Here is a 19,021-nt window from a genome sequence, read left to right on the forward strand (position 1 = left end):
GACACTGGGACCGTGAGTTCTTCTCCGCGCGCGACCCAGGTGAGGGTGCCGGTCTCAGCCCGACTGTTCGACCGCGCCGCCGCGGTCATTCCCGGCGGGGTGAACTCGCCGGTCCGGGCGTTCAAATCCGTCGGCGGTACACCGCGGTTCATCGCCTCGGCCCGCGGCTGCACGCTGACCGATGCCGACGGCAACGACTTTGTGGATCTGGTCTGCTCCTGGGGTCCGATGATCCTGGGGCACGCCCACCCGGAGGTGGTGGAGGCCGTGCGCCGGGCCGCCGGTGGCGGGCTGTCGTTCGGGGCGCCGACGGAGGCAGAGATCGAGCTGGCCGAGGTCATCGCCGCGCGGGTGGAGCCGGTGCAGCGGGTGCGGCTGGTGAACTCGGGGACCGAGGCCACCATGAGCGCGGTGCGGCTGGCCCGCGGTTACACGGGCCGAGGCAAGATCATCAAATTCGCCGGGTGCTATCACGGCCACGTCGACGCGCTGCTGGCCGACGCCGGATCCGGCGTCGCGACGCTGGGCCTGCCCACCTCGCCCGGTGTGACCGGCGCGCAGGCCGCCGACACCATCGTGCTGCCGTACAACGACCTCGACGCGGTGGCCACGGCCTTCGCCGCGTATCCGGGGCAGATCGCGGCCGTGATCACCGAGGCCGCGGCCGGGAACATGGGCGCGGTCGCGCCGCTGCCCGGCTTCAACGCGGGGCTGCGGCGGCTGACCGAGGAGCACGGCGCGCTGCTGATCATGGACGAGGTGATGACCGGCTTCCGGGTGAGCCCGGCGGGTTGGTACGGGCGCGAGGGCGTCGCGGGTGACCTCTACACCTTCGGCAAGGTGATGAGCGGCGGCCTGCCCGCGGCGGCCTTCGGCGGCCGGGCCGACATCATGAATCGCCTCGCGCCGATCGGGCCGGTGTATCAGGCGGGCACGCTGTCCGGAAATCCGGTCGCGGTCGCGGCCGGGCTGGCCACCCTGCGCGCCGCCGACGACGAGGTGTACGCCGCGCTCGATCGCAATGCCGAGCGCCTGGGCGCCCTGCTCACCGAGGCGCTGACCGCGGCCGGTGTCGCCCACGTGGTGCAATTCGCGGGCAATATGGTGAGCGTGTTCTTCGCCGACCGTCCGGTGACCGACTACGCCGCCGCCAAGGCCTCCCAGACCTGGCGGTTCCCGGCGTTCTTCCACGCCCTGCTCGATCGCGGCGTCTACGCACCGCCCAGTCCGTTCGAGGCATGGTTCGTCTCCGCCGCCCTCGACGAGGACGCATTCGACCGAATCGCCGCCGCCCTGCCCGCCGCCGCGGCGGCCGCGGCGGCCGCAACACCCGAAGGATCCGACGCGTGAGCGACGAACAGCCCGAATCATCCTCGGCCCCGGCCGAATCCGCCCCCGAGACCATCGTGCACGTGATGCGCCACGGGGAGGTGCACAACCCGAAGGGCATCCTCTACGGGCGGCTGCCCGGCTTCAGCCTGTCGGTGCAGGGGCGTTCGCAGGCCGCCGCGGTGGCCCGCACCCTGGCCGACCACGACGTGACGCTGGTGGTGGCATCCCCGCTGCAGCGCGCGCAGGAGACCGCCGAACCCATTGCCAAGAGCCATGACCTGGTAGTACGCATCGACGACAACCTGATCGAGGCGGGCAACACCTTCGAGGGTCTGCGGGTTTCGGTCGGCGACGGCGCGCTGCGCAAGCCGCGGCACTGGTGGAAGCTGCGCGATCCGTTCACCCCCTCCTGGGGTGAGCCGTATCTGCAGATCGCCCACCGCATGCTGGCCGCGGTCAACAAGGCGCGGGTGGAGGCGGCCGGACACGAGGCGGTGCTGGTATCGCATCAGCTGCCGGTGTGGACGCTGCGGCGCTTCCTGGAGGGCAAGCGGCTCTGGCACGATCCGCGGCAGCGGCAGTGCTCGCTGGCCTCGCTGACCTCCCTTGTGTACCAGGGGGATACGCTCATCGATATCGTCTATTCCGAACCGGCGGGCGGTTCGGATCCTCGGGTGACGGGGGCGTGACCGGGCACACGGGCGATGGTTCCGCGGGGCCGATGGTTCCGCGGGCGATCCGTGGGCACGCGAGCGGTTTCGGCGGTGCGCGCCCGCGACGGCTGGCCGCCGTCCTGATCGCCTGCGCCGCCCTGGTCGCGTCGCTCGCCGGATGTTCGACCGGTAAGGACGCCGTCGCCACCGGCGGCACCTTCGACTTCGTCTCGCCCGGCGGCAAGACCGAGATCTTCTACGATCCGCCCGCCGCGCGCGGCACCATCGGCCGACTGTCCGGACCCGATCTGCTGAGCGACGGCAAGACCATTTCGGTCGAAGACTTCCCGAATCAGGTTGTGGTGCTGAACCTTTGGGGCCAATGGTGCGGCCCGTGCCGCGCCGAGGCGCCCGCCCTCGAAAAGGTCTACGAACAGTCCAGATCCCGCGGGGTGACCCTGCTCGGCATCAACGTCCGCGATCCGCAGCGCGACAAGGCGCGCGACTTCGTGATCAGCAACAGCGTCGGCTACCCGTCCATCTACGACCCCGAGATGCGCACCCTGCTCGCCCTGGGCGGCAAATTCCCCACCAGCGTCATCCCCACCACCCTGGTCCTGGACCGCCACCACCGCGTGGCCGCGGTCTTCCTGCGCCCGCTGCTGGCCGAGGACCTGCAACCCGTCGTGGACCGGATCGCCGCGGAGGACCCCCGATGACCCCGCCCCGCCGCACCCTTTCCGACGCTTCGCACCCCTTGCGGGCGTCCGCAACGGGTGCGAAGCGCTGGAAAGGGTGCGGCGATTCGTCGGGGTGGGCCCGGTGATGGGGTTGGCGTCGGTGGGGGAGACGTTTCAGGAGACGGCGGCGTCGGGGCCGTTGCTGTTGGCGCTGGGGGCCTGTGTGCTGGCGGGGCTGGTGTCGTTCGCCTCGCCGTGCGTGGTGCCGCTGGTGCCGGGGTACCTGTCGTACCTGGCGGGGCTGGTGGGTGCGGAGGCGCCGCCGGTCACCGTCGCCGAGGCCGAGGGGCAGCGGATCGCCCTGGCCGAGAAGGCGGGGCGGGTGCGGGTGGCCGGGGCCGCGGGGCTTTTCGTCGCCGGGTTCACCGTGGTGTTCGTGCTCGCGTCGGTGACCGTGTTCGGCGTCATCCAGACCCTGAACCTGAACCGGGAACTGCTGCAACGCATCGGCGGCGTGGTCACGATCGTGATGGGGCTGGCGTTCCTCGGCCTGATCCCGGCGCTGCAGCGCGATACCCGCATGCACCCGCGGCGGCTGACCGGCATCGTCGGCGCGCCGTTGCTCGGCGCGGTCTTCGCGCTGGGCTGGACGCCGTGCCTGGGCCCGACGCTGTCGGGGGTGATGGCCGTATCCGCCGGGACCGAGGGCACCACCGCGGCGCGCGGGGTGGTGCTGATCATCGCCTACTGCCTCGGCCTGGGCCTGCCCTTCGTGATCCTGGCGTTCGGTTCGGCCAGCGCGCTGCGCGGCGTGAGCTGGCTGCGCCGCAATTCGCGCACCATTCAGGTGATCGGTGGAATCCTGCTCGTCGCCGTGGGCGTCGCGCTGGTCACCGGCATGTGGGACCAGTTCGTCGGATGGGTGCGCAATGCCTTCGTCTCTCGAGTGACCCTGCCGATCTGACATGACAGCCACGATGACCGCATCCGAGAACAAGCCCGCCCGCCCGTCGCGGCAGTCGCTGCCGCGCCGCGCATTCGCCCTGCTGCGCAACGCCTGGCGCGGGCTGACCAGTATGCGCACCGCGCTGATGCTGCTGTTCCTGTTGGCGCTGGGCGCGATTCCGGGCGCGCTGCTGCCGCAGCGCAGCCTCAACACGCAGAAGGTCGACCAGTACATCGCCGATCGCCCGACGCTCGGGCCGCTGATGGATCGGCTGCAGCTGTTCGACGTCTTCTCCAGCTTCTGGTTCACCGCGATCTACGTGCTGCTGTTCGTATCGCTGGTGGGCTGCATCGTGCCGCGGGTCTTCGACCACTACCGGGCGCTGCGCACGCCGCCGGTCCGGGTCCCGCGCAATCTGTCCCGACTGCCGCATCACTTCGCGACGCGCGTGGACGACGCGCCCGCGGCGGTGATCGCCGCGGCGCGCACGGAACTTCGCGGCTGGCGGGTGGTCGAGCGGACCTCGGGGGAGGAGGTCACGCTCTCCGCGGAGAAGGGCTACTTCCGCGAACTCGGCAATATCGTGTTCCATCTCGCGCTGGTCGGGCTGCTGGTGGCGATCGCGGTGGGCAAGCTGTTCGGCTACGAGGGCACGGTCATCGTGATCGCCGACAACGGGCCCGGCTTCTGCACCACCTCGACCGCGGCATTCGACTCGTTCCGGGCGGGCCGCGTCAACGACGGCACCGGGCTGTCGCCACTGTGCGTGCGGGTCAAGGACTTCAAGGCCGACTATCTGCCCAACGGCCAGGCCGAGATGTTCACCGCGAACATCTCCTATCAGGCCGGTGCGGACCTGGCGAGCAATACCTGGCGTGACACCACGATTCGGGTCAACCACCCGCTGCGCGTCGCGGGCGACCGCGTCTACCTGCAGGGACACGGCTACGCGCCGACCTTCACCGTCACCTACCCCGACGGGCAGACCCGCACCGAGACCGTGCAGTGGCGTCCCGACGACGCCACCACCTTCCTGTCCAGCGGCGTCATGCGCTTCGATCCGCCGGGCGGGATGTTCCCGAGCGAGCAGGAGCGGCGCAAGCATCAGATCGCGATCGAGGGCCTGTTCGCGCCGACCGCGCTGCTGCACGGCAACCTGCTGACCTCCTCCTATCCCGCGCTGACCGATCCGGCCGTGGCCGTGGACATCTACCGCGGCGAGACCGGACTCGACACCGGGCGGCCGCAGTCGCTGTTCGCGTTGGATCCGGAGATGATCAAGCAGAAACGCCTGGTCAAGCAGCAGCGGGTGAATCTGAAGCCCGGCGAATCGGCCACCCTGTCCGATGGCACCAAGGTGACCTTCGACGGTGCGAAAGAGTTTGCCAACCTGCAGGTTTCGCATGACCCGGCGCAGGGCTGGGTGCTGGTGAGCGCGCTGACCATGATGGCCGGGCTGCTGGTGTCGCTGCTGGTGAAGCGTCGGCGGGTATGGCTGCGGGCCTACCCGACCGCCGGTTCGGATGATGAACGACGTATTGTAGTAGAGATGGGCGGCCTGGCCCGCACCGACCAGGCCGGTTGGGGCGGCGAGTTCGACCGCCTGCGCAAACGATTGCTGGGCGACTCGCAGAGCACGGGAGAGTGAGCATGCCGATCGACGAGACCCTGGCCGGATACAGCAATCTGGCCTTCAAGTCGGCGTGGGTGGTCTACGTTCTGGTGCTCGCGCTGCTCATCGTGCAGTACGCCGCGGCGCGCACCAGCGAGACCGCGGCCCGCGAGCTGGTGACCGCGGGCGGCGGTGCGGACCGTCCGCAGGCCCCCGGCCGCATCGAGTCCGCACCCAAGCGCTCCACCGCGGAGCGCTTCGGCAATATGGGCTTCGCGGTCCTGTTCGTGGCGATCGGCCTGCACCTCGCCTCGATCGTCTTGCGTGGCTTCGCGACCCACCGCTTCCCGCTCGGGAACATGTACGAGTTCATCGCCATGGCCACCGCCGCCGCGATGCTGTCCGGCCTGGCCTTCATGCGCGATCGCCGCTACCGCTCCATGTGGGTCTTCCTGCTGGTACCGGTCCTCATCCTGATGTTTTTGGCAGGCCAGGTCCTTTACGCCGAGGCCGCCCCCGTGGTCCCCGCCCTGAAATCGTTCTGGCTCCCCATTCACGTCACCGTGGTCAGCGCGGGCAGCGGCATCTTCCTGGTCTCCGGCGTAGCGAGCCTGCTGTTCCTGCTGCGCATGCGCGAACCCGAGGGCGGCGAATCGCCCAACCTCCTCGGCGCCATAGCCCGCCGCCTCCCCGACGCCCGCACCCTCGACCGCCTCGCCTACCGCACCACCATCATCGCCTTCCCCATCTTCGGCGCGGGCGTCATCCTCGGCGCCATCTGGGCCGAATCCGCCTGGGGCCGCTTCTGGGGCTGGGACCCGAAGGAGACGGTCTCCTTCATCGCCTGGGTCATCTACGCGGCCTACCTCCACGCCCGAGCTACCTCGGGCTGGCGGGAGACAAAGGCGGCGTGGATCAATATCGCGGGGTTCGTGGCGATGCTGTTCAACCTGTTCATCATCAATATCGTGGTGAGTGGGTTGCACAGTTACGCGGGGCTCAATTAGAGCGGCTGGCGGTTTCAAAGCCTTTGTGAACGAGTTTGGGGAGGGCGGTAGCTTGCCGCCCTCCCCAAACTCGTTGACCGGCCGTCACCCCTCGCCAGTGTCCGCTACGTCATGGTGCGGGCGTGGGCATTTGGAAGGTCGAGAAGAAGCCGTTGGCGAGGGCGCCGAGGGTTTTGCCGAGTTCGTCCATTTGCTCTGGGTCGAAGGACGGGGTTTCGGAATCGGGGGAGGTCCTATCGTCCATTCCGGGTGTGCCCAGCAGGCCGTTCAGGGTGGCTCCCAGGCTGCCGCTGCCGGTCGAGTCGGACTCGGCTTTGCCCTTGCCCTTCTTTTGGGCCTCACCCTTTCCCTCCGACTTTCCCTTGCTCGCCGCGATGTGCTGGTGGGTGGCGGTGGTCGCCTCGGCCGCGGGGTTCGCGGCGGTGGCGGTGGCGAAGGCCGCGGGGATGAGCAGGGCCGCGCAGAGCGCGGCGGTCCGGGTGAGCAGGCGGAGTCGGCGGGATGCGGACATGCGGGGTGAGCTCCTTCGGTCGGGGACGGAGGGGGTGCTACGGGACCAGCAGGCCGACGACCAGATCCAGCACGCCGCCGACGAGTTGGCCGATCAACCGCAAGAACATGGCTTCTCCTTTCTCTGCCGCAATTTATTCGAGGCCGCTCTGGTTCCGGATGGGAATGTTGCGACGAGCGCCTAGGGTGGGCGGCATGCTGGTGTGGATCAACGGGCCGTTCGGGGGCGGAAAGACGCAGGTGGCCTTCGAGATTCGACGGCGGCTGGCGGGAAGTGTGGTATGCGATCCGGAGCAGGTGGGATATGGATTGCACCGCACGATGCCCCGGCAGCTGCGGCGGGATTTTCAGGACTTTCCGGCCTGGCGGCAGGGCGTCTACGAGGTGTTGGACCGGGTGCTCGCCGAATACGACGGCGTCGTCCTGGCTCCCATGACCGTCGTCGAACCCGACTATTTCGCCGAAACGGTTGGGCGGCTGCGGGAATCCGGTCACGATGTCCGTCATTTCGCGCTGCTGGCACGGCACGACACCATCCGGGAACGTGTGCGCCGCCGCGGCGTGTACGGACTGGTCGCCGATGATTTCGCCCTCGGCAAATTGGACCGCTGCCTGGATCAATTGCGGCGGTCGGAATTCGCCGAACATGTGTGGACCGACGACATCGACATCCCCGCCGTCGCGGAACGAATCGCCGACAGCGCGGGCCTGCCGCTGTCAGGGCGTCGCGACAGACCGCTGCTCGACAGGTTGCGCCGCACCTGGGTGAGCCTCACGCACGCGCGCAGGTGACCCTACCGCCGCGTGCAGCGCCCGCCGCGCGGCCGCGATCACCGGATGTCCGCCCGTCCCACGCCGATACGCCAGATGGGTCCGCCGCCGGATCGGCATCGGCGTGAGCACGACCTCCGCGGGCACGTCGACCGCACCCAGATCCGGGACGAACGCCACCCCCTGACCCGCCGCCACCAGGGCGAGAACCGTCCCGAAGTCGTCGGCGTGGTGGCGGACGCGCGGTGTGAAACCGACTGCCGCACAGGAGCTCATCGTCATTCGATGGCAAAGCGTGCCGGGCGTTCCCGCGATCCACGACGAATTGCGATGCGCGGGAAGGGAATCCCGTCCCAGGGCCGCCAGATGCACCGTCTCCTCGAGGAAAGGCTCTGTCGCCAAGCCGTTTTCCGGCTCGGCGGGCACATAGTCGTACTCTTGCAGCAGCGCGATATCGAGCGCATCGGCGCGCAGCGCATCCGCGGCATCGGCCGGATCCAGCTCGGAGACGAACAGTTCCAGCCGGGGATGATCGCGACTGAGCGCGACCAGGGCCGGGGTCAGGAGCGCCCGCACCGCGGTGGGGAACGCGCCGATCCGCAGGGTTCCGGTGAGTTCGGTGCGCGCGGCGGCGAGTTCGGCCGCGGCCTGATCCAGCACCGCCAGAATCGTGTCGGCGTGATCGACCAGGCGCAGGGCCGCCGGGGTGAGCGTGACACTGCGGCCGGTCCGCTCCAGCAGCGGCACACCCGCCTCCCGCTCCAGTGCCGACAGCTGCTGGGACACCGCCGACGGCGTATAGGCCAGCGCCTCGGCGACGGCCGCGATCGTCCCGCGCCGGGCCAGTTCCCGCAGCAGTCGCAGCCGTCGGGTATCGAGCATAAGTTCAGCTTACGCTCGGCAGCAGAAGTGGGAAATAGACGTAAAGCTCACCGGCCGCGAAGCTGAAATCATGACGCTCACCGGCCTGTTCGTTCCCCTGATCACTCCCTTCGCTCCCGACGGTTCGGTGGCCGCCGACGCCCTCGCGGCCCTCGCGCACGAGGTGCTCGATGCGGGTGCCGCCGGTCTCGTCGCGCTCGGCACCACGGGCGAACCGGCCACCCTGACCGCGGCCGAACGCCGCCTGGTCCTCGACGTCTGCGCGAGCGTCTGTGCCGAGCGCGGCGCACCGCTGATCGCGGGGGCGGGATCGAATGCCACCGCCGATTCGGTTCAGGCCCTCACCGCTCTCGATCCGCGCGTCACCGCGGCCCTCACGGTCGTGCCCTACTACAGCCGTCCATCGGAGGAAGGAGTCGTGGCGCACTTTCGCGAACTGGCCGCGGCCAGCCCGGTGCCGCTGGTGATCTACAACATTCCGTATCGGACCGGCCGCACGCTCGGCGTCGAAACCCTGTGCCGGCTGGCCGAATTGCCGAATGTCGCCGGGTTCAAGCACGCGGTGGGCGGCATCGACGACACCACGATCGCCTTTCTGGCCCGTGCCGAGACGTCGGTGCTGGCGGGCGACGATCTGTACGCCGCCCCGCTGCTGGCGCTGGGCGCCGCCGGTGCGATCCTGGCCAGCGCCCTCGTCGCTCCCGTCGCGTACGCCGATCTCGTCGCCGCCTGGCGGGAGGGCCGGATCGAGCGGGCGCGCCAGCTGTCGCATCGTCTGGCCCCCTTGGCGGCGGCTCTGTTCGCCGAGCCCAATCCGGTCGTCATCAAGGCCGTCCTGGCCGCTCAGGGCCGCATTCCCAGCCCCGCCGTGCGGCTGCCGCTGCTCCCGGCGAGTGCGGATGCCCTCGCGAATGCGCTGGCCACGGCGACAGGGGTATTCACCTCGGCCTGATCGGCATCGGGGTGCTCTACCGTCGCGCGCGTTAGAGTGAGCTGCACGTTCAACTCATTGCGGGGTGGTCGGATGAGTGTGAACCCGGTGGATTTCCGGCAGATCGAGGCCTTCGTCGTCCTCGCCGAGGAACTGCACTTCGGGAGGGCGGCCGCCCGGCTGCACCTCACCGCCGGGCGGGTGAGCCAGTTGATCCGGCTGTTCGAGCGACAGGTCGGCGAGCCGCTGTTCGCCCGGACCAGCCGCAAGGTGGAACTGCTGGCGGCGGGGGAGGCGCTGCTGACCGAGATGGAGCCCTGCTACCGGGAGCTGTTGCACGCGATCGACAATGCGCGGGCACGGGCGCGCGGAGTGAGCGGAACGCTGCGGCTGGGGTACATCATCACCATCGGCCTGGCTCGGGCGCACATGTACGTATCCGCCTTCGAGCGCGAGTATCCGGGTGTCTCGGTTTCGACCCATCCGCTCAACGGTTTTGGGTCCGAATTGGACCAGGCGCTCCGCGAGGGGGTGGTGGATCTGTTTCTGCTGTGGTTCCCGGGCAACCCGGTCGACTACGCCGATCTGGAACCGGAACTGTCCTTCGGCCCGACCTTGCTGATCAGTTCGAGAGCCCTGGCGGTCAGCGCCGAACATCCGCTGGCACAGCGGGATTCGGTGGACGCCGAGGAGTTGGCCGACTACGAGGTCATCATGCCGCCGCCGACGTTTCCGAGCTGGTTCGTCGACGCCTGGAGCCCGCCGACCACGCCGTCGGGCCGCCCGATCCGTCGCCGGTCGGTGGTCGCGGAATGGGGAGTCGATGCCGCGGTGGACGCGATCGTGCGCACCAGACTAGTCCACCTGGCCACGTCGCTGCGGGTCGAAGGTCTGGCCCGACCCGGGGTCGTCCTCATCCCGGTGACCGGCCTGCCCGAGGCCCACCTGGTCCCGGTGCATCGCGCCGAGGCCGATTCGGCCCTGATTCGCCGGTTCGTGGATGTGGCGATGCGGGCCTGAGGCGTATGGCTCAGCGGTCGGGGCCGGGCTCGCCGTCGCGATGCTGACGGGAAATGCGCCAGAGGAATTCGGGATCGTCGTCCGGGCCGACGATGCGGTTGCGTTGCGAGGGGTTCCGGCCGGTACCGAGGCGGTGCGAGGGTTCCGGTCCGAACGCCTTCCAGCACAACACCGCGACGGCCACCACCGCGATGAGTGCCAACAGGTACGTCACGTCGCTCACCTCCTGCTATCGAGGGTAATCGTGTGGCGTACCTGCGGCACGGCCTACGCGGAAATCGGGGTTATACGCGAGTGGCCTCGGTGGTCAACGACTTCAACAGCTGCATAACCTCGGACTCACGGAAGCGACGGTGGCCGCCCGGCGTACGCAGCGAGCCCAGCCGCCCGGCATGCGCCCAGCGGGTGACGGTCTTCGGATCGACATGGAACAGGGCCGCTACTTGGCCTGGGGTCAGGAGGGCCTCCTGGCCGTTGACGGAACCCAACGTGCGGCTCGCCGCGGTGATCGCAGTCATTCGCAAACCTTTCCGTAATCGACAGTTCCCTCATCAGATAGCGACATCGTTGCACTGACACCCCCAGGTACTCGAACGATCTAACGTTGGTAAAGGGGAAGTAATAGACAAATCGGATATCCGTACGGCTTGGATTTGCCCGCTTTTCCCGTGACCAGCGAATACTCAGCGTCCTGGGTGCGGGCGGGCCGGGATCGGACCCCTATCCAACCCCGACCCGCTCCGGAAGGGCGTACGTGGTCGCATAGTCTGGTCGCGTGAGTGACGCATCCCAACCGGGCGGTGCCGCGGCCGATAAGACCTCTGTTTCGGCGGGTCGGCGGCTGGTGCGCAACCTGGTGCTGTACACCCTCGCCCGGCTGGCGCTGGTGGCGGTCATCGCCGCCGTGATTGTCCTGTTCTCGCGTTTGCTGAAGGTGGACATCCCGCTGATCGTGGCCCTGCTGTTCGCGCTCATCGTCGCGATGCCGCTGTCGCTGGTGCTGTTCAAGCGGCTGCGCGCCCGGGTCAACGAGGACATCGCGGCCGTCGACGAAAAGCGGCGCAACGACAAGGCGCAGTTGCGGGCGCGGCTGCGTGGTGAGGAGCCGGAGTGAAGTACTGCGATCGCAGTACTTCCCGCGACTGGGTCGACCACGCGGTCCGGCTGATCGCGGCCGACGCCCAGCGCAGCGCCGATACCCATCTGCTGCGCTATCCGCTGCCGCGCGACTGGGGCGTGCAGCTGTATCTCAAGGACGAATCTACCCATCCCACCGGCAGTCTCAAGCATCGACTCGCGAGATCGCTTTTCCTGTATGCGATCTGCAATGGCTGGGTGCGTGCGGGCACCCCGATCGTGGAGGCGTCGTCGGGTTCGACAGCCATCAGCGAGGCGTATTTCGCGAGGCTGCTGGGGCTGGATTTCGTGGCCGTCGTGCCCGCCAAGACCTCGCCGGAGAAGATCGCCCTGATCGAGGCGCAGGGCGGGCGTTGCCATTTCGTCGAGCGACCACCGGAAATCTATTCCGAGGCAGCGCGATTGGCGGCCGAGCTGGGTGGCCACTATATGGACCAGTTCACCCATGCCGAGCGGGCCACAGACTGGCGCGGCAACAACAACATCGCCGAATCCATCTATGGCCAAATGGCTTTGGAGTCGCATCCGATACCCGCCTGGATCGTGGTAGGTGCGGGAACGGGTGGAACCAGCGCCACCATCGGGCGCTATATCCGCTATCGCCGTCACGCCACCCGGCTCGCGGTGGTGGACCCGGAGAACTCCGCCTTCTACGGCGGATACGAGACCGGCGATGCCGGTTATGAGACCGGCATGCCCTCGCGCATCGAGGGCATCGGGCGGCCGCGGGTCGAGCCGTCGTTCCTCGGCACGGTTGTCGATCGGATGATCGAGGTGCCCGATGCGGCATCCGTCGCCGCCTGCCGGTATGCCAGTGCCGCCCTGGGCCGTCGCGTCGGCGGCTCCACGGGTACGAACCTGTGGGGCGCCTTCGCCCTGGTCGCCGAGCTGCTGGCCGAGGGGCGTGCGGGCAGCGTGGTCACCCTGCTGTGTGACGGCGGGGATCGGTACGCCGGAACGTATTTCGACGACGCGTGGGTCGCCGGGCAGGGGCTGGACCTCGCCGAACCCGAAGCGGTCCTGGCCGAATTCCTCCGCACCGGTACCTGGCTCGGCTGAGATTCCTCGTTCGCTTCCGGAGATTGTCGGGCGCATGACGTCAATTTTCGTTGACACTGCCCGGGATGTCAACGTAAATTGACGTACATGAGTGAGGCAACGACTCTGGCGGCCGCCGCTGGCAGTCCCGATCCACAGGTCGGGCTCCGCGCGGTGCTCGCACTGCGTCGACTGCTCGAGCGGCTGGAGGCGATCCAGGTGGCCAACGCCCGCAAGCAGGGCTGGTCCTGGCAGGCGATCGCCGACGCGCTCGAGGTCAGTCGGCAGGCGGTCCACCAGAAGTACAACCGGAGAGGCGGGATCGGCTGATGTTCGAGAGGTTCAGCAAGGAAGCGCGCGTCGCGGTCGTGATAGCGCAGGAGGAGGCGCGCCAATTGCGCTCGCCCACAATAGATGTCGAGCATGTCCTGCTCGGCATCACCGAATGCCGGGATCGCGATCTGCAAAAGATATTGGCGGACAGGGGCCTGACCACCGACGCGTTGCGAGAGCGGCTCGACCGCAACCGGATCGGGGAGCCGCTGGGCGAGGAGGATGCCGCGGCGCTGCGCTCGATCGGCATCGATCTGGACGCGGTGCGGGAGAGCCTGGAGGCGTCCTTCGGCGAGGACGCCCTGGAGCGGGCGATACCGCAAGAGGAGGACAACCGCCGGAGCCGCTTCGGTTTCCGCGGCGGCATGAACTTTGGCCACATCCCCTTCACCAAGGACGCCAAGAAGGTGCTCGAACTGTCCCTGCGGGAGGCGCTCACGCGCGGTGACAAGAGCATCGAGGCCGGACACATCCTGCTCGGCATCCTGCGCGGCCCGAACCCGACGACCCGAGACCTGATCGGCGGATACGAGGACGCTCGCGCGTTGCGCGAGGCCGTCCACAGCATGCTGGACGCGGCGGCGTGATCGCCATGCGGCACGAGAACGCCGTACCCGGTGTTCGGGCGCGGTCGCCGTTACGCTGGCGCCATGGCTCTCCTGCTACGCCTGGTCATCAACGCCGTCGCCATCTGGCTCGCCGCCACCTGGGTCGACAAGATCGAATTGATCAGTCCGGAAGACGATGGGACCGGCGGCAAGATCGTGGTGTTGCTGGCCGTGGCGTTGGTGTTCGGCCTGGTCAACGCGCTGGTCAAGCCGATCGTGAAGCTGCTGTCCCTGCCGCTGGTGATCGTCACGCTGGGGCTGTTCCTGCTGGTCGTCAATGCCCTGATGCTGCTGCTCACCGCGAAGATCACCGAGGCCACCGAATACGGCCTGCGCGTGCACAGCTTCTGGGCGGCCGTGCTCGGCGCGATCATCATCACCCTGGTGAACTGGGTGCTGGGTGTGCTGGTGCCCGACCGGGATCGAAGCTAGGCGGCGATTCCCAGCGCGAGCGCGGTCAGGATCGACCACACCAGCATTGCCAGGCCGGTATCGCGCAGCGAGGGAATCAGACCCGGCCCGTTCTGCCCGCCCCGCACGGGCGTGTTCGAGCGCACCGCCAGCGGGGCGGCGAGCAGTCCGACCAGCGCCCAGGGAGTGCGCGCCACCAGCAGCAGCGTGGCGGCGAACGGCACTACCAGCAGCGCCAGATGCAAGGTGCGGGTCCGGGTGTCGCCCAGGCGTACGGCCAGCGTCGTCTTACCGGTCATCGAATCGGTCGGAATATCGCGCAGATTGTTGGTGACCAGGACCGCGCTGGAGAAGCAACCCACGGCCACCGCGCCGACCAGCCCGGCCCAGTCGACCCGCTGCGCCTGCACGAATTCGGTGCCGAGCACCGCGATCAGGCCGAAGAATACGAAGACCGCGATCTCGCCGAAGCCGCTGTAGCCGTAGGGCTTCCGGCCCCCGGTGTAGAACCAGGCCCCGGCCAGGCAGGCCAGCCCGACCAGCAGCAGCCACCAGGCCGTGGTGAACACCAGGACCAGGCCGAATACCGCACCCACGGCCAGGCTCGCGACGGCCGCGGCACGCACCGCGGCCGGGCTGGCCGCGCCCGACCCGACCAGCCGCAGCGGCCCGACGCGCTCGTCGTCGGTACCGCGGATGCCATCGGAGTAGTCGTTGGCGTAGTTCACGCCGATGATCAGGGCCAGCGAAACCAGCAGGCTCAGCAGGGCCTTCCACCACACCGCCGCACCCAGCGAGGCGGCCGCGCCGGTGCCCACCAGAATGGGGGCGATGGCATTGGGAAGGGTGCGGGGGCGGGCTCCTTCGAGCCATTGTGCTGCGCTTGCCATGATCGGCAGCCTAATCCGCGCTCAGGCCTCGGCAACCTTCCGCAGGCGTTCCAGGCCCTTGTCGAAGTCGCGTCCGATCATCGAATCCATCGGAATCACCTTGGCCAGCAGCCCCGTTACGGCATTGCGCTCGCCGACCATGCGCCAGGTCACGGTCGTACCGGTGTCGGCGGGGACGAGCGTGAAGGTCACCCGGTGGGTGGCCCGCCACGGCTTTTCGAAGACCAGCCGGATGTCGACGGTGTCGTCGGTGACACCGGTGATCTCCATGCTGCCGCGTCCGGCCTTGCGGTTGCCGTCCCACGCGTAGTGCGCGCCGACGCCCGATTCCGCGCCGGTATAGGTGCGCTGCAGATCCGGATCGAGATCCTCCCACGGCGACCACTGCTTCCATTCGCGAAAGTCGACGATGAGATCGCGCACCCGCGCGGCATCGGCGGCGATCACGGTTTCCCGGGAGATTTCGAATTCGGCCATAGCGGGAGCGTAGGCGAACAATGGTGATCACCAGGCCACGCGACGCGCACCGGAAATCGGTCGACCTCTCGCTTACGATTATGGGCAGCATGCCTCCTGATCACAGCGGTTTCCCCAGCGCCGCCACCGCAGCCGCGCGAAGTGCGGCAGAGCCCGTTCTGGTCGGGTTACTGGGGGAGATCGCCGTACGGCGCGGCGGCGGGCTCGTCCCGCTGCCGGGGACCCGCGCCCGATCGCTGGTGGCGGCGCTGGCAGCGCATCCCGGCCGCAGCCGTAGCGCGCAGTCGCTGATCGAGGACGTTTGGGGCGAGCAGCCGCCGCGGGCGCCGATGAACGCGCTGCACACCCAGGTATCGCGGCTGCGTTCGGTGCTGCCGGACGGAATCCTGGAGATCGGCCCGGCCGGGTATCGGCTGGCGCTGGGCGAGGACGACGTCGACCTGACTCGCGCGCGCCGACTGGAACGCCGGGCGCGGGAATTGCATGCCGCGGGAGACCATTCCGAATGTCTGGCCCTGGTGGCGACGGTCCGGGCGCTGTGGCGCGGCGAGCCCGCCGCCGACCTGCCGCCGGGCCCTATCGCCGACGAACTGACCGCGCTGGCCGCCACGCGTTGGCACGCCCTCGACGAATTGGAACTGGCCGCACGGGAGGCCGCGGGTGAGCTGTCCGGTGCGGTGGCCGTCGCCCGCCGCATCGCGGCCGCCGCACCGCTGGACGAGCCCGCACACGCCACCCTCATGCGGTTGCTGGCCGCCGACGGCCGCGGTAACGAGGCACTGGAGATCTTCGCGGGTCTGCGCGGCCGACTGGCGGCCGAGCTGGGCACCGATCCGGGACCGACGCTGGTGGCGCTGAATACCGCCATCCTGCGGGGCGATTCGATCGCGCCGGTGCGTGCGCCCGCCCCCGGCCAGCGAGTGGCCACGGCTCAGCACGCCGCGGCGCCGCCGATTCCCGAGCCGGCTGCTTCGGCGATCGGGTTGCGTGCCGCGCCGAATCCGTTGCTGGGTCGCGATGCCGATCTGGCCGCCCTGGAAGAACTTGTGCGAACGTCCCGGGTGACCACGGTGCTCGGGCCCGGCGGCACCGGTAAGACCCGGGTCGCCAACGAGTTGGGGGCGCGGGTATCGCGTGAGCTCCCGGTGGTGCTGGTGGAGTTGGCCTCGGTGCGGGCCGATCGAGACAGCGCGCCCGCGGAGATCGAGGGAGCGATCAGTGCCACCCTCGGTATGAGCGAAATCAGCCGTGACCCGACGGCCCTGCGCGGTGGGCAGAAAATCGATGCGCGGCGACGGCTGCGCGACGCGCTGTCGGCTCGGCCGATGCTGTTGATCCTGGACAACTGCGAACATCTGATCGACGGTGCCGCCGCGGTCGTCGCGGATCTGGTCGGCGCCTGCGATCGGCTCAGTGTGCTCACCACCAGCCGGGCGCCGTTGGCCATCACCGCGGAGGCGGTATATCCGTTGCCGCCCTTGGCCATCGATGCGCATGGCTCACCGGCGACCGAACTGTTCGCGGCCCGGGCGCGGGCGGTGCGGCCCTCGGTGCGGTTACAGCCGGACACGGTCGCGCGGCTGTGCCGCACCCTCGACGGCCTGCCGCTGGCGATCGAACTGGCCGCGGCCCGGGCGCGGACCATGAGCGTGGAGGATATCGAGTCCCGGCTCGAGCATCGGTTCGCTTTACTGCGCAGCGGCGATAGAACTTCGCCCGAGCGGCATCGCACCATGCACGCGGTGATCGAATGGAGCTGGAATCTGCTCGACGAGCCGCAACAGATCGCGCTGCGGCGGCTGTGCCGGTTTCCGGCGGGCTTCACCCTGGCCGCCGCGGAGGTGGTCGCGGGCGGGGTGGATGTGGTCGATGTGGCCGGGGCCGTCGAGGGGTTGGTGAGCCAGTCGTTGCTGTCGGTCATCGAGGACGAGGACGGCGGCACTCGCTACCGAATGCTGGAGACGGTGCGGGAATTCGGCGAGGAGCAACTCGTGGCCGCGGGCGAGTCCGGTGCGGTGATGCACCGGATGACCGACTGGGCCAGGCGTTTCGTGATCGAGGTCGGCGAGCTGCACCACGCCGGGGAGCAGGTGCGGGCCGTGCTGGCGCTCGGCGAGGAGCAGGACAATCTGACGGCCGTGCTGCGGTATGCGCTCGAACATCGAGATGCCGCAACGGTTTACATCGTCTTCCCGGTGCTCGGCATGCTCTGGATCGTGCGCGGCGCACATATGGACCTGATGAGCTGGGGCTGCCGGGTGCTGCGGATACCACCGCCGCCGACCGCGCCCGATCGATTCACGGCCGATCTCCAGGTGTTCGCGCACATGCTGATCGCGGCTCAGACCACGGTCGCGGATTTCGATCTGCGCGAGATTGCCGTGCTGCGGTTTCGGGCGCGTCGGGTGCTGCGATCGGGAGTCCCGCTCTCGCCGATGGCGCGTTTCATCGGCGAGGTGCTGTGTGTGCGACCGTCGCCGATCGCGTTGTGGCGCACCCTGACCGCCGGGGCGCGGTCGCGGGACCGCGAGGTCCGCTGGTCGGCCCTGCTGTCTCGCGCCAATATGGCCGAGAATTCCAGCGACATCACCGGGTCGATGCGCGATTCCCTGCGGGCCCTGGACGAATGCGACCCCGCCGATGTCTGGGGCCGCGCCATGCTCACCCAGCATCTGGGCCAGCTGGCCGCCCAGACCGCGCGCTATCGCGAATCGGTGGGCTACTACCGGCAGGCGGTGGCGGGTCTGCAGCTGTTGCGTGCGTATGACGAGAGCGTGGAATTGCGCAGCTTCCTGGCGTTTTCGCTGGTCGGCGTCGGCGAGTTCGAGCAGGCGCGCCGTGAATTGGAGATCGCGGCGGGACTGGTCGACGGGGCCGGTGGTCCGGATGACCCGGTGGCGCGGCCCAATCATCGGTTGGCCGCGGTGCGGGCCGGATGGGGTGAGCTGGCCCTGGCGCGGGGCGAGGTGACGGTTGGACTGCGGCGGCTGCGGCAGTCGCTGGAGCTCTACGGCTGGCCGCAGCCCCTCTCGGGTCCCGGTCCCGGCGATATCATCCGCGCCGCCGCGGTGCTCGACGCCCATGTCCTGCACGACCGGGTCGAGGACGTGCCGGCGCTGCCGCGCCAGCTCGTGGACGCCACCCTGGAGCGGTTGGCGCAGTTCATGGACATACCGCAGGTCGGGTCGGTCGCGGTGGCGATCGGGTCGTATCTGCTGTCGGTCGATCGGTCGCCCGATATCGCCCGGGAGCTGCTCGTTCTCGCCGGCAAGGCGATCGCCCGCGAGGACACCCCGTCGATGCAGCTGCGTCGGCACCTGGAATTGCACGGTTCGGTGGCGAACGATGCCGCCGTGGAGCAGGTGCGGCGACAGGTGGCGCGCATCGGCCGTCGGACGGTTGCCAAGCGAATCATGACGCTGCTGAACGAGATTGCCGATCAGTGGGACGAATGAGTGGTCCACCAACCGGTGTCCCGATCGGTGGAGCGCATGAGTGTGCCCACCAATAAGTGTCCCGATCGGTGGAGCGAATGAGTCTGCCCACCAATAGGTGTCCCGATTGGTGGGACGAATGAGTGTGCCCACCAATAGATGTCCCGCTTGGCGGGACGAATGAGTATTCCTACCAATCGGTTCCCGTCCAGTGGTTCTAATGAGCTTGTCCATCAATTGTTTGGCTATCGGTGGATTCCCCTTGTTCCCCGTCGTGGGGGGGCCCCCCGCCCCCCCCCGGGGGCCCGGGACCCACCCGTGGGACCCACCGGGGGGAGGGGCTGGCCCG

General features: G+C 68.9%; 21 protein-coding genes. 15 read left to right on the forward strand and 6 right to left on the reverse strand.

What is annotated here, in order from left to right:
- Positions 1-12: 12 nt before the first annotated feature.
- The 6 genes from hemL (at position 13) to ccsB (ending at position 6,230) form a co-directional block, all read left to right on the forward strand.
- Complete coding sequence (gene hemL / locus NDR87_RS25940) at positions 13-1,350, forward strand: glutamate-1-semialdehyde 2,1-aminomutase (RefSeq protein ID WP_251912798.1); 1,338 nt, start codon at positions 13-15, stop codon at positions 1,348-1,350.
- 65 nt (positions 1,351-1,415) lie between these two features.
- A complete protein-coding gene (locus tag NDR87_RS25945; RefSeq protein ID WP_251913238.1) occupies positions 1,416-2,021 on the forward strand; it encodes a histidine phosphatase family protein in 606 nt (201 codons plus the stop codon).
- 32 nt (positions 2,022-2,053) lie between these two features.
- Positions 2,054-2,704, forward strand: coding sequence for a TlpA disulfide reductase family protein (locus NDR87_RS25950; protein WP_251913239.1), 651 nt, complete (start codon positions 2,054-2,056; stop codon positions 2,702-2,704).
- A gap of 106 nt (positions 2,705-2,810) precedes the next feature.
- Entirely contained in the window at positions 2,811-3,629 is an 819-nt protein-coding gene (locus NDR87_RS25955) for a cytochrome c biogenesis CcdA family protein (protein WP_251913241.1), read from the forward strand.
- A 1-nt stretch (position 3,630) separates the two neighbouring features.
- Complete coding sequence (locus NDR87_RS25960; protein WP_372494169.1) at positions 3,631-5,259, forward strand: cytochrome c biogenesis protein ResB; 1,629 nt, start codon at positions 3,631-3,633, stop codon at positions 5,257-5,259.
- A gap of 2 nt (positions 5,260-5,261) precedes the next feature.
- A complete protein-coding gene (gene ccsB / locus NDR87_RS25965) occupies positions 5,262-6,230 on the forward strand; it encodes a c-type cytochrome biogenesis protein CcsB (protein ID WP_251912800.1) in 969 nt (322 codons plus the stop codon).
- Positions 6,231-6,339: 109 nt separating this feature from the next.
- On the opposite strand, the gene NDR87_RS25970 is transcribed toward ccsB, so the two are convergent.
- On the reverse strand, positions 6,340-6,741 hold the full coding sequence (locus tag NDR87_RS25970; RefSeq protein WP_251912801.1) for a hypothetical protein: 402 nt from the start codon (positions 6,739-6,741) through the stop codon (positions 6,340-6,342).
- Between the two features lie 194 nt (positions 6,742-6,935).
- Between NDR87_RS25970 and NDR87_RS25975 the strand changes: the two genes are divergently transcribed.
- Positions 6,936-7,532 carry an AAA family ATPase gene (locus NDR87_RS25975; RefSeq protein ID WP_251912802.1) on the forward strand — a complete coding sequence of 199 codons (597 nt, stop codon included), beginning with the start codon at positions 6,936-6,938 and terminating at the stop codon, positions 7,530-7,532.
- Here the strand turns inward: NDR87_RS25975 and NDR87_RS25980 are convergent.
- The gene (locus tag NDR87_RS25980) at positions 7,458-8,393 is read right to left on the reverse strand and encodes a LysR family transcriptional regulator (protein WP_251912803.1); all 936 of its coding nucleotides are present in this window, start codon (positions 8,391-8,393) and stop codon (positions 7,458-7,460) included. The two genes, NDR87_RS25975 and NDR87_RS25980, sit on opposite strands and share 75 nt — an antisense overlap.
- A 70-nt stretch (positions 8,394-8,463) precedes the next feature.
- Here NDR87_RS25980 and dapA point away from each other — a divergent pair, with 70 nt between their 5' ends.
- Positions 8,464-9,345, forward strand: coding sequence for a 4-hydroxy-tetrahydrodipicolinate synthase (gene dapA / locus NDR87_RS25985; protein ID WP_251912804.1), 882 nt, complete (start codon positions 8,464-8,466; stop codon positions 9,343-9,345).
- A 72-nt stretch (positions 9,346-9,417) separates the two neighbouring features.
- The gene (locus NDR87_RS25990) at positions 9,418-10,344 is read left to right on the forward strand and encodes a LysR substrate-binding domain-containing protein (protein ID WP_251912805.1); all 927 of its coding nucleotides are present in this window, start codon (positions 9,418-9,420) and stop codon (positions 10,342-10,344) included.
- A gap of 10 nt (positions 10,345-10,354) precedes the next feature.
- Here the strand turns inward: NDR87_RS25990 and NDR87_RS25995 are convergent, their stop codons facing one another.
- Together NDR87_RS25995 and NDR87_RS26000 are read right to left on the reverse strand one after the other, a co-directional pair.
- A complete protein-coding gene (locus NDR87_RS25995; RefSeq protein WP_251912806.1) occupies positions 10,355-10,558 on the reverse strand; it encodes a hypothetical protein in 204 nt (67 codons plus the stop codon).
- A 70-nt stretch (positions 10,559-10,628) separates the two neighbouring features.
- Positions 10,629-10,862, reverse strand: a complete 234-nt coding sequence (locus tag NDR87_RS26000; RefSeq protein WP_062513434.1) for a BldC family transcriptional regulator — start codon at positions 10,860-10,862, stop codon at positions 10,629-10,631.
- A 257-nt stretch (positions 10,863-11,119) separates the two neighbouring features.
- Here NDR87_RS26000 and NDR87_RS26005 point away from each other — a divergent pair, with 257 nt between their 5' ends.
- The 5 genes from NDR87_RS26005 (at position 11,120) to NDR87_RS26025 (ending at position 13,892) form a co-directional block, all read left to right on the forward strand.
- Positions 11,120-11,458, forward strand: a complete 339-nt coding sequence (locus NDR87_RS26005) for a DUF4229 domain-containing protein (protein WP_251912807.1) — start codon at positions 11,120-11,122, stop codon at positions 11,456-11,458.
- Positions 11,455-12,540: a PLP-dependent cysteine synthase family protein gene (locus tag NDR87_RS26010; RefSeq protein WP_251912809.1), complete on the forward strand. Its 1,086-nt coding sequence runs from the start codon at positions 11,455-11,457 to the stop codon at positions 12,538-12,540. Before NDR87_RS26005 ends, NDR87_RS26010 begins: the two co-directional genes overlap by 4 nt.
- A gap of 87 nt (positions 12,541-12,627) precedes the next feature.
- Entirely contained in the window at positions 12,628-12,849 is a 222-nt protein-coding gene (locus NDR87_RS26015; RefSeq protein ID WP_251912810.1) for a helix-turn-helix domain-containing protein, read from the forward strand.
- Positions 12,849-13,439, forward strand: a complete 591-nt coding sequence (locus NDR87_RS26020) for a Clp protease N-terminal domain-containing protein (RefSeq protein WP_251912812.1) — start codon at positions 12,849-12,851, stop codon at positions 13,437-13,439. The genes NDR87_RS26015 and NDR87_RS26020 overlap by 1 nt, the downstream gene beginning before the upstream one ends.
- A gap of 63 nt (positions 13,440-13,502) precedes the next feature.
- Complete coding sequence (locus NDR87_RS26025; RefSeq protein WP_251912813.1) at positions 13,503-13,892, forward strand: phage holin family protein; 390 nt, start codon at positions 13,503-13,505, stop codon at positions 13,890-13,892.
- Here NDR87_RS26025 and NDR87_RS26030 read toward each other — a convergent pair.
- A complete protein-coding gene (locus NDR87_RS26030) occupies positions 13,889-14,761 on the reverse strand; it encodes a 1,4-dihydroxy-2-naphthoate polyprenyltransferase (RefSeq protein ID WP_251912814.1) in 873 nt (290 codons plus the stop codon). The genes NDR87_RS26025 and NDR87_RS26030 overlap by 4 nt on opposite strands.
- A gap of 21 nt (positions 14,762-14,782) precedes the next feature.
- Positions 14,783-15,238, reverse strand: a complete 456-nt coding sequence (locus tag NDR87_RS26035) for an SRPBCC family protein (protein ID WP_251912815.1) — start codon at positions 15,236-15,238, stop codon at positions 14,783-14,785.
- An 89-nt stretch (positions 15,239-15,327) separates the two neighbouring features.
- Between NDR87_RS26035 and NDR87_RS26040 the strand changes: the two genes are divergently transcribed.
- The gene (locus NDR87_RS26040) at positions 15,328-18,693 is read left to right on the forward strand and encodes a BTAD domain-containing putative transcriptional regulator (RefSeq protein ID WP_251912816.1); all 3,366 of its coding nucleotides are present in this window, start codon (positions 15,328-15,330) and stop codon (positions 18,691-18,693) included.
- Positions 18,694-19,021 lie beyond the last annotated feature (328 nt).

It is taken from the genome of Nocardia sp. CDC159, from assembly GCF_023740735.1.
GTDB lineage: Bacteria > Actinomycetota > Actinomycetes > Mycobacteriales > Mycobacteriaceae > Nocardia > Nocardia pulmonis.

Coding starts and splice junctions, on each gene's coding strand:
- ccsB (WP_251912800.1), top strand. CDS start 5,262: ATGCCGATCGACGAGACCCTGGCCGGATACAGCAATCTGGCCTTCAAG.
- NDR87_RS26040 (WP_251912816.1), top strand. CDS start 15,328: ATGCCTCCTGATCACAGCGGTTTCCCCAGCGCCGCCACCGCAGCCGCG.
- dapA (WP_251912804.1), top strand. CDS start 8,464: ATGACGCTCACCGGCCTGTTCGTTCCCCTGATCACTCCCTTCGCTCCC.
- NDR87_RS26025 (WP_251912813.1), top strand. CDS start 13,503: ATGGCTCTCCTGCTACGCCTGGTCATCAACGCCGTCGCCATCTGGCTC.
- NDR87_RS25990 (WP_251912805.1), top strand. CDS start 9,418: ATGAGTGTGAACCCGGTGGATTTCCGGCAGATCGAGGCCTTCGTCGTC.
- NDR87_RS26000 (WP_062513434.1), bottom strand. CDS start 10,862: ATGACTGCGATCACCGCGGCGAGCCGCACGTTGGGTTCCGTCAACGGC.
- NDR87_RS25970 (WP_251912801.1), bottom strand. CDS start 6,741: ATGTCCGCATCCCGCCGACTCCGCCTGCTCACCCGGACCGCCGCGCTC.
- NDR87_RS25975 (WP_251912802.1), top strand. CDS start 6,936: ATGCTGGTGTGGATCAACGGGCCGTTCGGGGGCGGAAAGACGCAGGTG.
- NDR87_RS26020 (WP_251912812.1), top strand. CDS start 12,849: ATGTTCGAGAGGTTCAGCAAGGAAGCGCGCGTCGCGGTCGTGATAGCG.
- NDR87_RS25945 (WP_251913238.1), top strand. CDS start 1,416: ATGCGCCACGGGGAGGTGCACAACCCGAAGGGCATCCTCTACGGGCGG.
- NDR87_RS25980 (WP_251912803.1), bottom strand. CDS start 8,393: ATGCTCGATACCCGACGGCTGCGACTGCTGCGGGAACTGGCCCGGCGC.
- NDR87_RS26015 (WP_251912810.1), top strand. CDS start 12,628: ATGAGTGAGGCAACGACTCTGGCGGCCGCCGCTGGCAGTCCCGATCCA.
- NDR87_RS26030 (WP_251912814.1), bottom strand. CDS start 14,761: ATGGCAAGCGCAGCACAATGGCTCGAAGGAGCCCGCCCCCGCACCCTT.
- NDR87_RS26035 (WP_251912815.1), bottom strand. CDS start 15,238: ATGGCCGAATTCGAAATCTCCCGGGAAACCGTGATCGCCGCCGATGCC.
- NDR87_RS25955 (WP_251913241.1), top strand. CDS start 2,811: ATGGGGTTGGCGTCGGTGGGGGAGACGTTTCAGGAGACGGCGGCGTCG.
- NDR87_RS25950 (WP_251913239.1), top strand. CDS start 2,054: ATGGTTCCGCGGGCGATCCGTGGGCACGCGAGCGGTTTCGGCGGTGCG.
- NDR87_RS25960 (WP_372494169.1), top strand. CDS start 3,631: ATGACAGCCACGATGACCGCATCCGAGAACAAGCCCGCCCGCCCGTCG.